This is a genomic window from Vibrio sp. NH-7 (assembly GCF_053643215.1).
This window is the reverse complement of the sequence record NZ_CM132187.1, coordinates 152,483-167,138: the sequence shown is the minus strand read 5'-3', so window position 1 is coordinate 167,138 and position 14,656 is coordinate 152,483. Positions and strand designations below refer to the sequence as shown.

The 14,656-nt window shown below is 39.4% G+C and carries 13 protein-coding genes; 4 read left to right on the top strand and 9 right to left on the bottom strand.

Going from position 1 to position 14,656, the window contains the following annotated elements:
• Positions 1-3 precede the first annotated feature (3 nt).
• The 4 genes from ACUALS_RS00850 (at position 4) to ACUALS_RS00835 (ending at position 4,834) form a co-directional block, all read left to right on the top strand.
• On the top strand, positions 4-1,236 hold the full coding sequence (locus ACUALS_RS00850; RefSeq protein ID WP_454448654.1) for an exopolysaccharide biosynthesis polyprenyl glycosylphosphotransferase: 1,233 nt from the start codon (positions 4-6) through the stop codon (positions 1,234-1,236).
• A 123-nt stretch (positions 1,237-1,359) separates the two neighbouring features.
• Positions 1,360-2,484 carry a non-hydrolyzing UDP-N-acetylglucosamine 2-epimerase gene (gene wecB / locus ACUALS_RS00845; protein WP_454448653.1) on the top strand — a complete coding sequence of 375 codons (1,125 nt, stop codon included), beginning with the start codon at positions 1,360-1,362 and terminating at the stop codon, positions 2,482-2,484.
• A gap of 13 nt (positions 2,485-2,497) precedes the next feature.
• Positions 2,498-3,757, top strand: a complete 1,260-nt coding sequence (gene wecC, locus ACUALS_RS00840) for a UDP-N-acetyl-D-mannosamine dehydrogenase (RefSeq protein WP_454448652.1) — start codon at positions 2,498-2,500, stop codon at positions 3,755-3,757.
• 9 nt (positions 3,758-3,766) lie between these two features.
• Positions 3,767-4,834 carry a glycosyltransferase gene (locus ACUALS_RS00835; RefSeq protein WP_454448651.1) on the top strand — a complete coding sequence of 356 codons (1,068 nt, stop codon included), beginning with the start codon at positions 3,767-3,769 and terminating at the stop codon, positions 4,832-4,834.
• 31 nt (positions 4,835-4,865) lie between these two features.
• Here the strand turns inward: ACUALS_RS00835 and ACUALS_RS00830 are convergent, their stop codons facing one another.
• Genes ACUALS_RS00830 through ACUALS_RS00790 form a run of 9 tightly spaced genes read right to left on the bottom strand, consistent with a single transcriptional unit; the run spans position 4,866 to position 14,649 of the window.
• A complete protein-coding gene (locus ACUALS_RS00830) occupies positions 4,866-6,155 on the bottom strand; it encodes a capsular polysaccharide export protein, LipB/KpsS family (protein WP_454448650.1) in 1,290 nt (429 codons plus the stop codon).
• Positions 6,152-7,222, bottom strand: coding sequence for a glycosyltransferase family 4 protein (locus ACUALS_RS00825; RefSeq protein ID WP_454448649.1), 1,071 nt, complete (start codon positions 7,220-7,222; stop codon positions 6,152-6,154). Before ACUALS_RS00825 ends, ACUALS_RS00830 begins: the two co-directional genes overlap by 4 nt.
• 1 nt (position 7,223) lies before the next feature.
• Positions 7,224-7,913 carry a class I SAM-dependent methyltransferase gene (locus ACUALS_RS00820; RefSeq protein ID WP_043886771.1) on the bottom strand — a complete coding sequence of 230 codons (690 nt, stop codon included), beginning with the start codon at positions 7,911-7,913 and terminating at the stop codon, positions 7,224-7,226.
• Between the two features lie 35 nt (positions 7,914-7,948).
• On the bottom strand, positions 7,949-9,691 hold the full coding sequence (locus tag ACUALS_RS00815; RefSeq protein WP_454448648.1) for an asparagine synthase-related protein: 1,743 nt from the start codon (positions 9,689-9,691) through the stop codon (positions 7,949-7,951).
• 5 nt (positions 9,692-9,696) lie between these two features.
• Positions 9,697-11,139 (bottom strand): MOP flippase family protein, encoded by a 1,443-nt coding sequence (locus tag ACUALS_RS00810; protein WP_232280807.1) that lies wholly within the window; start codon positions 11,137-11,139, stop codon positions 9,697-9,699.
• A gap of 15 nt (positions 11,140-11,154) precedes the next feature.
• A complete protein-coding gene (gene rffA, locus ACUALS_RS00805) occupies positions 11,155-12,291 on the bottom strand; it encodes a dTDP-4-amino-4,6-dideoxygalactose transaminase (RefSeq protein ID WP_005470937.1) in 1,137 nt (378 codons plus the stop codon).
• Positions 12,288-12,971, bottom strand: a complete 684-nt coding sequence (locus ACUALS_RS00800) for a WbqC family protein (protein WP_005471150.1) — start codon at positions 12,969-12,971, stop codon at positions 12,288-12,290. Before ACUALS_RS00800 ends, rffA begins: the two co-directional genes overlap by 4 nt.
• Entirely contained in the window at positions 12,968-13,618 is a 651-nt protein-coding gene (locus ACUALS_RS00795) for a formyltransferase family protein (RefSeq protein ID WP_454448647.1), read from the bottom strand. Before ACUALS_RS00795 ends, ACUALS_RS00800 begins: the two co-directional genes overlap by 4 nt.
• On the bottom strand, positions 13,615-14,649 hold the full coding sequence (locus ACUALS_RS00790) for a TDP-N-acetylfucosamine:lipid II N-acetylfucosaminyltransferase (protein WP_454448646.1): 1,035 nt from the start codon (positions 14,647-14,649) through the stop codon (positions 13,615-13,617). Before ACUALS_RS00790 ends, ACUALS_RS00795 begins: the two co-directional genes overlap by 4 nt.
• Positions 14,650-14,656 lie beyond the last annotated feature (7 nt).

Genomic DNA, 14,656 nt, shown 5'->3' with positions numbered 1-14,656 from the left:
AACGTGAGAAAACTGCTAAAAAATTCAATTGTATGCCACGGTATCGGTGTGTTTGGTACCCTATTACTCCTTCATATTATCACGGGCTTGAGGGCTAACCTTCCCATCACGGTTATCAATAGTTTTTGGCTCGTCAGCTGCGCCTACGTTGCTACCTCTGTCACTATTCCCAAGATTACTAACTACTTGCTGGTTGATCGGAAGTACTACATTTTGCCGGTTCTGGCTTCCATCTATGCCGCCGCTATGGCTTTTATTTTGTTGTTTAGGATTGAGTACTCACGTGAGATTCTTATCTACGCATTTAGTATTCATTTGTTTTGGATGTACTTTTCTGCCGTATACCGCAAAGAAAATGCCAAACTCAATTTAAGTGCAATCAATAATTTTGATGTTGGCAACCTTGATAGTAGACATGCACGTATCCATCTATCACTTTTACGTGAGCCTCTCTCAATGTCTGAGATAAAAGACGGCTTAGTGGTTGATTTACACAACAAACTCACACCAGAACAAGAGAAGTTTGTTGCCGATTGCAGTATCAATAACATTCCGGTTTTCCACTCGGAAAGCATTCGAGAAATGATTGAAGGCAAGGTAAAAACAAGTCACTTATCCGAGAATGCCATTGGTTCGCTGGTTCCTAACCCTGTTTACCACAACGTAAAGCGTGCTTGGGAATCAGCCTTAATCATTGTGAGCTTTCCAATCACGCTGCCTATCATGGCTATCACTGCTTTACTAATTAAACTGGAAAACCCAGGCCCGGCAATGTTCATTCAAGAGCGCGTGGGGCAAGGTGGCAAAACATTTCGCATCTATAAGTTTCGCAGTATGACGGTAAAAAAAGCCGGAGCTGAGGATAAATTTGCCACCGAAGAACAAGCGCGTGTGACTAAAGTCGGCAAGTTCATCAGGAAGGTTCGAATTGATGAACTTCCTCAGTTTTTCAATGTACTAAAGGGAGAAATGTCACTTATTGGACCTCGACCAGAGCAAGAAAGCTTCGTAAAACAGTTTGAAAAAGAGATTCCTTTTTACGGCTACCGCCATATGGTCAAACCCGGTATTACCGGTTGGGCACAAACCGTTCAAGGATACGCCGATGACACGGATTCAACACGTGAAAAGCTGGCCCATGATCTTTATTACATCAAACACTTATCTTTCTGGCTAGACATGAATATTGTGTTGAAAACATTAAAGACAATGATGACTGGATTTGGTGCGAAATAATCGTCCTACTAACTGCTCTATAGCTCACTATATAACTATAAGCTAGAATCAACTTTTCTCGGTCCACGCCAACAGCGGATAACCGATACTCGTATGTACTCACTAAAACTGGGATAAAAACTCATGGCCCGCAAAAAAATTCTTACTGTGTTTGGCACAAGACCGGAAGCAATTAAAATGGTGCCGCTAGTCAAAGCTTTGCAGGCAGAAAGCGATATCGAATCCCGAGTCTGCGTAACGGCACAACATCGTGAAATGCTAGATCAAGTGCTCGATATTTTCGATATTGTGCCTGACTATGACCTTAACTTGATGAAATCAGGGCAAACTTTAAATGACGTAACAGCTCAGATCCTTCTACAGATAAAACCTGTATTGCAGGAGTTCCAACCAGATGTGGTGCTTGTTCATGGTGATACTGCAACAACCTTTGCAACTAGCCTGGCCGCCTATTATGAACAAATCAAAGTTGGTCACATTGAAGCAGGGTTAAGGACCGGAGATATTTATTCTCCTTGGCCGGAAGAAGCGAATCGAAAGCTTACCGGAGCGATTACATATTACCATTTCGCCCCTACGGTTAACTCCCGTCATAACTTATTAAACGAAGGTTACTCATCAGAGAGAATAGTGGTTACTGGCAATACCGTTATTGATGCATTACACCTTTCGATTAAGAAGATAGAAAATGAACCAACACTTCGCCATAGATTTGAGTCCCAGTTTTCGTTCTTAAGTGCGAACCGTAAGTTAATACTGGTTACGGGGCACCGACGAGAAAGCTTCGGTGATGGATTCGAGCAAATTTGTCATGCACTACTTCAGTTAGCAACCAAATTCCCGCAATCTCAAATTGTATACCCTGTTCATTTAAACCCTAATGTCAGAGAGCCAGTAAACCGGCTACTTTCAGGTGTTAGCAATGTTTATTTGATAGAACCTCAACAGTATTTGCCATTCCTTTATTTAATGCAACGCTCCGATGTCATATTGACTGACTCTGGTGGAATTCAAGAAGAGGCGCCATCTTTAGGCAAACCTGTTCTTGTAATGCGAAATACAACGGAAAGACCTGAAGCGGTTGCTGCTGGTACTGTAAAGCTGGTTGGAACAAGTACTAAAAAGATTGTTGACGAGGTGAGCAAATTACTTACCGATCCTCAAGCCTATGAGAAAATGAGCAAAGCTCATAATCCGTATGGTGATGGCCATGCTTGCGAACGTATAATCCAAGAATTAAAGAAATAATAGTAGGTTAACAATGTCATTTGAAAGAGTTTCTGTTATTGGACTAGGCTACATTGGCTTACCAACAGCGGCAATGTTCGCTTCAAGAAAAAAGAAAGTCATCGGCATAGATGTAAACAAAGATGCGGTAGATACAATAAACAATGGTAAAATTCATATTGTAGAGCCGGATCTAGACATGCTCGTACAAGCGGCTGTTACTGAAGGATACCTGTCCGCATCAACAACTCCGGAACCAGCCGATGCTTTTCTAATCGCCGTTCCAACTCCATTTAAAGACTCATCTAACAACGGTATTCCTGAACCTGACCTAAGCTACATAAAAGCGGCAAGCCTCGCGATTGCACCTGTACTAAAAAAAGGGGATTTGGTTATCCTTGAGTCGACCTCGCCTGTTGGCGCTACAGAGCAAATGGCAGAATGGCTAGCAGAAGTTCGTCACGATTTGAGCTTCCCACAGCAAAATGGGGAAGAGGCTGATATCAACATAGCTCATTGCCCTGAGCGAGTATTGCCAGGAAAAGTGGTACGCGAGTTGGTAGAGAATGATCGCGTTATTGGTGGTATGACTCAGAAATGTTCTCAGAGAAGTATTGAACTGTACAAAACATTTGTGCAGGGTGAATGCGTTACAACAAATGCAAGAACGGCGGAAATGGCTAAGCTGACCGAAAACAGTAGCCGAGACGTTCAAATAGCCTTTGCTAATGAACTTTCAGTGATTTGTGACAAACTTGATATCAACGTCTGGGAGCTAATAGCTCTTGCGAATCGCCATCCTCGAGTTAATATTTTACAACCAGGCCCAGGTGTGGGTGGACACTGTATTGCCGTAGACCCGTGGTTTATAGTAGCAAAAACACCAGAACAAGCTCAGCTCATTCATACAGCACGACAAGTTAATGACAGCAAACCACAATGGGTGATCGATAAGGTTAAAATTACATTAGCCGACTTTCTGCAAGCGAACCCGGAAAAAAGCATAAGCGATATTACTGTCGCTTGTTATGGATTAGCCTTTAAGCCCGACATTGATGACCTTCGAGAAAGTCCTGCGCTACAAATTACTAAAAACATTGCCCAGAGCCATACAGGAAGAGTGATTGCAGTAGAACCAAACATTAAACAACTGTCATTAGAAGACGTAAGCTTGGTTACCATTGAAGAAGCGCTCGATAAAGCGGATATACATGTCCTCCTTGTTGATCACAAGGAATTTAAGTCTATAACTGTGCCCTCTCTCTACTCGATAGACACTAAAGGAATTTGGTGAGACAACTGAATGAAAAAACTACTATACGTTTCAGATAGTTTTAGGAGCTTATCCGTTTTCGAAAGCCAAGTGCATACGCTCTGCAACAAACACGCTGAACGATATGATGTGACGTTGCTTGCTTTATGTAAGGCAAGCGAGATGTCTTTACCTAGCTTACCAGGCGCCAAATACAAGCTAGAAAAGTTTAAAAAGCTGCCAAAGTTTTTTAGCATGTTCTCACAGAAGATCGCTCTGCTTACCTTTAAACAAGCATCGCTATTTGAGCAAGCGGACATAATCCACTGCCGTGGCCATATTGGTACTTTGTTTGCGCTATTAGTCTGTCGAAAACATGGTATTAACAAGCCAATTATTAGTGATATTCGTGGTGTAGTTCCAGAGGAGTTTCTATCGCTAGATATTCCTTTATCTAGTCTGTATTCCAAACTCGCTAATCATGTAGAGTCATATATATTTAAAAACATAGACCAGTTTTTTTTCGTAAGTAGCAATATGGAAGCTCACTACCGAAAAAAGTATAGTAAATACACTTTTTCTTCAGAAATATATCCAACGATTGTCAACGATGAACTATTTTTTCAAGACAATAATAAAAGAATAGAAAAAAGAAAAGAGCTAGGCTATTCAGAAAAAGAGCAAGTTTATTGCTATGTTGGTAATACTGCATCATGGCAAAAACTGGATAGTATTTTGACGGTTTTTAACGCTAAGTCACAAGAAGTCACACAGCTTAGATTACTCGTTGTAACGACGGAGCCAGACGCTGTGAACAAAATACTTAGTAACCAAGGAATTATTAACCCGGCAATTACTGTTACTTCAAGTGATTATGGAAACGTGCCACTATTCTTAAATGCTGCTGACTACGGCCTACTTATTCGAGATGATAACGTCGTAAACCGAGTTGCATCTCCAACAAAACGAAATGAGTATGCGGCATGCGGGCTGCCGATCGTTACGCGCTTGGCTGATATTGGCGAGCTCAAGAAGCATGAGAGTCTTTCAGATTATAAGAGCTTAGATACGATTGCTTACGGCCAGAGTAACTGCTACGAAAACCTCTTAACACAATAGTCCTAGTTGCTAAGCTAGCGATGCTAGCTTATCAATCACTCCTATAAATACATGATCTAATTTGATCCGCAGCTCGATTTATCTGCCTTTCTGTATAACTGAAACCAGCGCCGTGAATGCTGTATTCGTACTTCAAGTAATTAAGAAAACCGCGGCGAGACTCCACCGATACGGGTTTGGGATGAGACAATACTCTCGATAGCTCATTCAAAGAGGTCGGCTGACAAATATCTTCGCGGGCAAAAAAAGCCCTTCCTAATACAAACAGTGGCTTATCTGTTTCAAGCGCTTCCATACAAACCGTTGAGTTCACGGAGACAATAGAATCGGCATTACCGACTAGTTTAGTTGTATTCGCTTTGGTAAAAACTGTTTCGTCTCGAGCTTCATAACATCCCAAGTCATTAGGATGAAGTTTCACAACAAGTTGATGGCTCGCCGCCAAATCTGACTTATAAAACTCCTGCTCTACTCTAGCTAGCAATTCCTGGTTCGAGTTAAAATCACTATGGATAAGGAACTGCGTATCGTTTTCTAGCTGCATTGGAAAAAAGACATATGGCTTCTCTGGCAAAGTATCTAAGGCGTTACTAGCCGTATGAACTCTGCTTTTAACACTTTGCTGCCAAAAACGCTTTAAGTACGGTCGAATTCGAAATGCGTTATGTAAAATTGGAGAGTTTTTTCCTAGTACCCCACCTAACTTACTCAAAATCAAAAAGTAGCCAAAGTTTAATTTAGATGTTTTGCTCTCATGACCATGATAGCGCGTGGGTACATCAAATTTTGCTTCTTCGACGTCAGCATATTGAGAAAAATCCATATCCAAAGTGGTAATACTAGAGTTTGCGTTGACGCCATGGAAGTCCAATGTCGTCGTAAAAGGGCGAAATAGCCCTAATTCGCTGACGCAGAAAGGGACACCTTCTTCTAGGCATATCTCGCGAGCAATAGCGTGCTGCCATCTTAAATCGTTGTGCATCATCACAAAGTCAATTTGATGCTCCCGGAGATAATGTCGAAAGTAGTTTGCAAACGACGCAAACCAAGCTAACTCTTGTTGGGTCAGATCTCGATGCTCAAACTTTCTCACATACGCTGAATAGTGATTATTAGACCTAGATGCTAATTCCAGATCTCTTTCCGTATAATTCTTATGCTTCTTAAGTATCCTTCCAATATACTCGCAACGGCCCCCTTTGAAATAATGCTTATAACCAGATTTAGAAAATATGGCTGTGAAACTATTTACCTCAGGAAGATGTTCTACAATAAGAGAGAAAAAGGGAGAGCATGCGGTATCTAAAGACAATATATTCATAGTTGCGTACGAAATTGTTCTTTCCAAAGTTCAATAATGGCGGTTTTGCTAAATCTTTGGCGATTTTTGAAAGCATTTTGAGAGAGCTTCCTTCTTTGTTCGCTGTCATTCGCTAGCGCTATCAGCTTATCCGCAAACTCTTTTGTATCAAAGGTTGAAACTAAATAGCCATCTTTGCCATTTTGAATAATTTCAGATGGTCCGGTCTCGCAGTCAAAGCTCACGATAGGTAAACCATGAGCTTGAGCTTCAAGTAAAACCATAGGAAAACCTTCGTTACGTGAGGTTAGGATGTATATACCAGATTGTTGGTACTCTTTACTGATGTCGTCTGTAGGTTCATTAATGTGAACGACATGATTCAAGTTCATTTTTTCTACTTGTTCGAGCAGCCAGCTCTTTTTTTCACCCTCGCCATAAAGAGTAAACACCCAATCAGAGCATTGTTCATGTACTAACTTGATAATGTCGACTAAATAGTCAATACCTTTCATTTCGTTGTAACGGCCAACAAAGAGAAATTTTTGGTTATTGCTGTACTCTACATTTACGCTAGAGAAATTGGTGAAGTTCGGGATAACAGCGACATTCTTAAGGTATTTGTCATAATAACGATGCTTGTCCGCATGAGTCAGGCATATTAAGCGTTCTAACTTAGGGTATCTCCACCTTTTAATCACTTTCCTCAACACGCCATAGTGGTTATGCGCTAAGTGCTCAGCCCCCCACAAGCGAGCTTTATGGAAGCGACAAAAACTAGCAAACAAAGTCATCGCTGTACCAACCGCAATCACAATTTGGTAATCATGCTCATTGACATAAATCTCTACTTCATCACGAAGAGATGAGTACCAGCTTAGCTTGCCTACGGCATTTAACCCATGCAATGCGGGCATATCGAGGTAGTCAATATTCGAATGTTCAACCTTATCAAATTTCGCAGCAGCTGACAGAGCATGAACTTGGTATTCACCATGCAGTGATGCAAATTCATCAACTAAATTCATGGTTACTCGCGACAACCCTCCGGGCATAGTAATGTCGTTGATAAGATATAAGATTTTCACGCTACTTTCTCGCAATCACAGTATAACCATAACATTCTAATTCTGGGCGTCTATCGAGCTTATCTAAGTAAGGTGCCGATTTTTGTCCTAACCACCAAAAAACACTCAGGAACAACTCTATTACTTTTCTTATCACCTTAGGACCTTTAATGAAACGCAAAGAAAAGTAGTTCCATTTCATTACTTGAGTGGTAAAAAAGCCGGAAGACGCTTTTACTTCAATCTGCTTGAACCCTGCCTTTTCTAGCATGTATTTTAAGCCATAAGGCGTATAACGGAAAAAATCGTAAGGAGCTTCGTGAATCCACCACTGCCAAGGCACTTGTAAGACTAACGAGCCTTCAGGCTTTAGCACACGATGGGCTTCATTAAGCATGGTCTGAGGCTCACACAAGTGCTCTAGCACTGAAATAGACACGATGGTATCTGCAAGACCATCATCAATTGGTAGGGTTTTGTTAAGATCCGCCAATATTTCTGGTGCACTGTCATGACTACAATTACCCCAATCAACACCGACATAACTCTCGGCATTTTGGAGAACAAACTCTTTTAGTGGTGACTCCCCACAACCAAAATCGTAAACCACCCCCTTGAACTCATTGGAGTGAGCGCTGAAGAACTCTTCCATAATGTCATATATCAGCCAGTTATGTTTCTTTCGGTTACTAACCTTATATGCAGTAATCAAAACTACCTCATTAATTTAGGTGGAAAACAGTGCTATCACTTAGTGTCTAGTACCTTTGATAAGAAAATCTCGAGTGTTGCTAATCTCAAAATAATACTTGAGTTATCGACTTTCTCATCTGCTAAGTGCTCTTTCAACTGAACACCCAATGTTTCATCCGCAAACTCTCGCCACAACACAGAAGTATCTTTAGAGGCGAGTTTGGTGAAAAACTCCCTACTACTGTCACTCCGAAGCCAATTTGGGTAATCCGTAAACTCTTTCCCTTGCTTTCGGGTAAAGCCCGGACCGAACAAAAGCCTAATGATACGATGATACACTTTCATATATAGCGGTTTTGGATGTAATAAGCCGACAACTTTTCCTGTTTTCTGCCAAGGTATCTCAAGGAAAAAATCAGGGAAAAAACGTTTGAGCATCTCTGAATAAATTCTGTTGTTTGCTCTAAATGCGTCCGGTAGTGAAAAAACAAACTCGACTAACTGATTATCGAAAAATGGCTTTCGCTGCTCTAGGTAGTTGAGGCCACAAACACTTCCCATAGCGGTAAACCGTCGAACACGGTTCATGTAAAGTACAGGTTCAACTGAGTCAATATTGTAGAACTCATTGTCTACATCAACCATATAAGAGAAGCGCCCAAAAAACGAGCGAACATTCTGCAGATTTGCTCTCGTATCCCATGGGATTTTACCAAGGAAGCCGCCTCCCAATATTGCATCCCCGGCATAACCATTTAGATTGACGTCAATACGCTGAGAGATGTTCGGCAAAAACTCACACCCGTGCATATGCTGCATATCAAGTAACCCACTGGTTACGTCGATATATGGTAAACGACTTTCCAGCCAATTGTCTTGAGTAAAAATATATGTTTCATGATGCCATTGAGCTTTATCCAATACTTGACTGGCAAACTTAATATCATCACAACCAGTTATTCCAAACGTGTAGCCGACACATATTTCGGAGGGATAAAGCCTAGAAAGGGCTGCCACTATAGCTCTAGAATCCAAACCACCGCTTACTGCAACACCAATCTTTTCATTAGCACTGTAACGTCGCTTAACTGCTGAAAGAAAAAGTTCTCCGAGTTGTTCAACGGCATCTTCAAACCCTATACTACGTTTTGATATGTTGCTCCAACTCCAATAACGACTGACCTTTGTAGTGTTTGACTCTATATCAAAAGTAATAACAGTGGCGGGACTAATGAGTTTTATGCTTTTAAATAGCGTTCTGTCTTCTAATATGTAACCTAGCTCTTTAAAACAGGCAAGGCTATCTACATCTAACTCCTTAGATACATCACCAACTGCTAGTAGATCAGAAATACTCGTTGACCAAACAAATTTTGACCCGGCATGGCATAAATACAGCATACGCATACCGTATCGATCAGATATGAGTTTTACCCGTTTAAGCTCATGATCATACAAAACGGCACAAAAGTACCCATCAACTCGTTCAAGCAAAGATTCTAAACAACCAACTTCTATTGCTTTTACTAGTGAAAAAGCAAATGATTGTTCATCTATAAAAGGAAAAATGTCTTTTAGTTCTGCGAGATTGTACGCTTCTCCATCCACCCAAACTGAGGTCCTATCTGATGATGAATGGCTCATCTTTCTGCGTTGTTCGAGAGAAGTTCCATGAGCAAATTCCGAAGAAACGAATGACTCTACTTTGACTTTTCCACAAGAGTACATCTCGTGAAAACGGCTTTCCATTGCTTGAAAATCTCTCTTCTTAAACTGGGAAGACGCTATACCAAACATGTAATCTATACCTCTCTTCTACGGGAGCTCAACAATGGGCGGATTTCATATAGGAGTAGATAAGGAACGTAAGTAAACATAAACACCGAGGCTGAAATAATCACCTTGTTCAAAGGACTTAGAACCCCAAAAAAAATAACGATGACTGTTGCGAGTGTGCATATAACAACACTGTACAAGACGATAAAAGCAAATTTACTCAAAATTGGTCGATAGTTCACACCGGTCAACTTATAAACTAAACAATGCCATACGACACCAAAAAGAGACGTTAGCACCAATAAAACGTATGGGGTTGTCTCTAATTGAGGCGACAGCATTAGGGCGAAATACAGGCAACATAACACTGCACTTGCCCATATTACATTCCACCAAAAGCCCAGCTTTGCATTACCTAGAGCAACGACTAATGCCCCCCCAGGATTACCTATAGCCTTTACAAGCCCGACGACACCTAACAATGACACAACCATTGAAGCGTCAATCCACTGAGGACCAAAAACAACTGAGACTACTGGCATTGAAAAAAACAGAAGATAAATTGAGAATGGAATAACAATAAGGCCTATTGCTTTCATTGCCAAACTATAATAATCATCGATCGCTTGCGGATTTTTTTGTATTTTCCCGTAAACCGGAAGGGCTACCTTATTGATAACTGGGTTCAGCTTACTTAATGGAAAAATTATTAGTTGCCATGCAACATTGTACAAACCAACTGAGTGAACACCTAGAAACTTACCTATTAATATTTTGTCAACATTCGCACTAAAATAATTTATAGTTCTTTCGCCCATTTGATACGCGCCAAAGCCAACATAACCTCGAGCTTCATACCAACGAAAGTGAAATTTAGGCACATATATCGATCGTGCACCAAGTATAAAAAACAACATACTCGATACTAACGTCATGGTGATATTTGCAAACACTAAGGCATATACACCAAAATTCAGTGCTGCCATACTTATTGCAACTATAAATGCACAACAAACCGAACAAAGCTCAACTATAGCGATGACTTTGAACTGCAATTCTTTTTGAAAAAGTACTTTGTGTTGATTTCCCAGTGCACTAATAACAAAAGCCAGCGATACCAACTGAATCAGAGGCTTCAATTCTGGTGATTCATAGAAGTTTGCCACCAATGGAGCACTAAGAAATACTAGGCCAGTAATACAAATACCGGCTAATAGGGTCAACCAAAATAAAGTAGACAAATGTAACTGACAATTGGTTTGTTTGTGAATAATGGCATTGCTCATCCCCATATCAACAAAAGCTTGAGAGAAACCAATGACAACCGTAACCAACGCCATTAAACCAAATTGCTCAGGTGTCAGAAATCGAGCAAGTATAGCCAACTGAGAAAACTGAAGGATCGTAGTGACCAGCATAGACGCTGAAGTCCACTTTACACCATGAGTTGCTTTACTTTTAAGATTCACAACCTCTATTACCTACTATAGTTTTGAATAAAAACGCTTAATCGAAGCTACCACAGCATCAATCTCCGAAGCGCTCAAACCATACCACATAGGCAATCTAACCAGCTTATCGCTTTCTGATGTTGTATACCTATCAACACCATGAAAACAGGCAAACCTCTCTGCTGCTTTTGCAGAGTGTAATGGCACGTAATGAAATGTAGATTGGATATTGTCTTCTTTTAAATGGGCAATCAACTGAGATCTTTCACTCAAACTCTTTGTTCGGATATGGAACATATGTGCATTGTGCAAGCAATGCGAAGAAACCTTAGGTAGTTGTATATGGCCGTTTCTCTCCAGATCCTGTAACCCAGAATAATACTTACCCCATGAATTCAGTCGATCCTCATTAATATCATTCGCATGTAAGAGCTGTCCCCACAAATATGCAGCTTGAAGCTCCGAAGGCAAGAAGCTGCTACCTAAGTCAACCCAACTATATTTATCTACCATTCCTCGGAAAAACTGACTTCTATTAGTACCTTTCTCTCGAATAATTTGGGCTCGTTCGACAAATGCCTCATCATTTATTAGTAACAATCCACCTTCCCCACCACTGGTGTAGTTCTTAGTTTCATGAAAACTAAAAGCAGCTAAGTGTCCAATGCTACCCAATGCTCGACCTTTATAAGAGGACATAACACCCTGAGCCGCATCTTCAATTACATATAACCCGTACTTTTCAGCCAAAGCCATGATGCTATCCATCTCACAAGCAACACCAGCATAATGTACTGGTACTATCGCTTTCGTTTTGTCTGTTATCGCTTCTTCAATTAACATCTCATCAATATTCATCGTGTCACGACGAATATCCACAAAAACAATTTTTGCTCCTCTAAGCACGAAAGCATTTGCAGTACTCACAAACGTATAACTAGGCATAATCACTTCATCACCTGGTTGAATGTCTATGAGTATGGCTGCCATTTCCAAAGCAGCAGTACACGAAGGGGTTAACAGCGTTTTCTGAGAGCCAGTATGAGATTCAAACCATTGCTGACATTGGTGAGTATATGCCCCATCACCACAAAGCGAACCAAGTTCGATTGCCTTTTTTATATGCTCGGATTCGAAACCAGTAACTGGTGGATTGTTAAATTTTATCATAATTTATTTTCAATATAGTACTTTGCATTATCACCACAGTTAAATATAAGATCCAGGACGGATACATAGTGTTCAAACCCGCCATGAAATTGATCGTATTCTCTATATTTACTATAATCCATAAAGCTCAGTTTAATATTCTTTTGTAAGAACTTTTCGGGATCGATGTAGTCCATCGCAGCAGGTCCTGATAAATATTCACTAGCACCTAATATTTCGCATATACTTAATAGCTTATCGTCTTTCTTTCCTTCTGAGGCGAGGTCTTTAGAGTTAACAAACTTACATTCAATCCCAAGCACCTTACAAATAAGCTTTGTAGTATAGATATTAAATTCTGATAAGTTTGACCATTTTCTGTCATATATTTCATCAAGAATGTATTTATATTCTTCAAAATAAGGAGCTTTACTATAAGATTGAACGATCGTTTTTTTATGTTTTTTGGCCCAATTATCTTGAACAATGGTTATTTCACTAATCTTTGTACCTCTTGGAGCCTTTTTAACAGGAACGGTTAGCCATGTATCTGAGTTTGTCCCTCTAATTTTATTTCTAGTCCTCCAATCCCTGCTCGTATAATCAACATCTTCAAAAAAAACAAAAGTATCGACCTGATTTATCATATCGAAGACACCTTTCCACGGAATGTAGTTAGATTGAAGAATTGCAACTTTCATTTTATAACCTTCCAATAATCATCGTTAACTATCGATATATCAAGATTTAAACTTGGGAAAAATTCTATATCTTCGAAATTTCTAACAGATTGCCCATAAGTAATATTGAGTTTGGTCAACAAATCTGAAATCAACATTAAAGCACCAGATCTAAATGATTTTTCATAAGATTCCATTAATGTATATTCATTTCTATAAATAGATTGCGTAAGAATAGGACCAGAATCTACACCTTCATCAACTTCATGAGTTGTGACTCCAATGAAGTTCCCGTATTCATATGCTATATCTATTGGCTTAACCCCAATAAAACCACCATATAAAGGCAACAACGAATAGTGAAGGTTAACTAGCTTCCCTCTATATTCACCTACAAGATCTTTATCAATTATCTTGTTCCAGTTTGTAACAATCAAATCAGGTTTAATTTTTTCTAACAATACCTTAAGTTGCAGATTGTTATTCTTATAATACTCAATACAAAATGAATCTATATTTTTTTCTTTGCAAAAATGAAAAGCTCGACACTCTCTATCTGCAATACAGTATAATTTCACACTGTCAGTTAACGATGCTTTAGACAAATATAAATCAAACGCTTTAAGGTTCCCACCATTCCCAGAAACTAAAAAAACCACCTTTCTCATAGCAAATTTCCCCACTGATTTTTTAGGTTATCGTAACTAAAGAAATCCTCAACCAATTCCCTATTAGTTTCGAAGCTTGAAAAACACTTCAAATCAGATTTACTTAACGTTTCAAAATCAATAACCTTTACTCCAATTTCCTTAAGGAGCTTATATTGTGGAGTACTAGCCTTCATAACAACTACCTTTTGCATTGCCAGCAATGAAATTGTATTCCCCATAGCTTGCTGCCTGTCATGAGCAAAGATTGCAACATCAGTCGTATTAATTATCTCTCTCTTATAGTCATCTAATGGAAGATGTTCTATGATAGGGAAAAACTTATTTCCAAATAATTCTATACCTTTTTCTATAACCTTATCTCGATAAGAACTATCACCATAAGTTAAAGGAACAACTATTTTATTAACACTATTATTAATATTATCTATCTTTTCGAAGATCTCCAGATGGTTATTCGATGGATCAGCAGAATTCCCTAACAAAACATTGAAATTTGAATCTAGGTGTTTTGTTCTGGATTGATTAACCCCTGAAACTGTATTTGTTAGATAACATAAGCAACGAATATACTTCCCTTTAGCGCCACACCACTTCCTAAGAATATCTACATCTCCATCGATATATGTGACAAGGCCGCTCATATTCCTAAAAACAAATTTTCTAATGACATTTTTAATCTTGATTTTTATGCTGCTGACTTTCAAGCAATTATGCAGGTCACCCCCCATAATTATCCAATAACTTTTTTTCAACAACCAAGGGTTAAAAAAGAGAATCAATAATATGTAGAAATCAAACAAACCATGGAAAACAATTTTGTCACATTTGTAAGCTTTGCTAATTAATGGAAAATGAAGATTAAAAATCTTTTTTATCCTAGATTTGTAATTCCCAGCATAATATAAATCACTACCATCCACATAGGGATATTTTTTGTCATCCCCAAAAGTAAAAAACTGCTGTCTTTTAGTGGGAAATTCTTTACGTAAGAAATCTATTATCGGTGGAGTGAACTTTTCTAGCTCCATTACATGT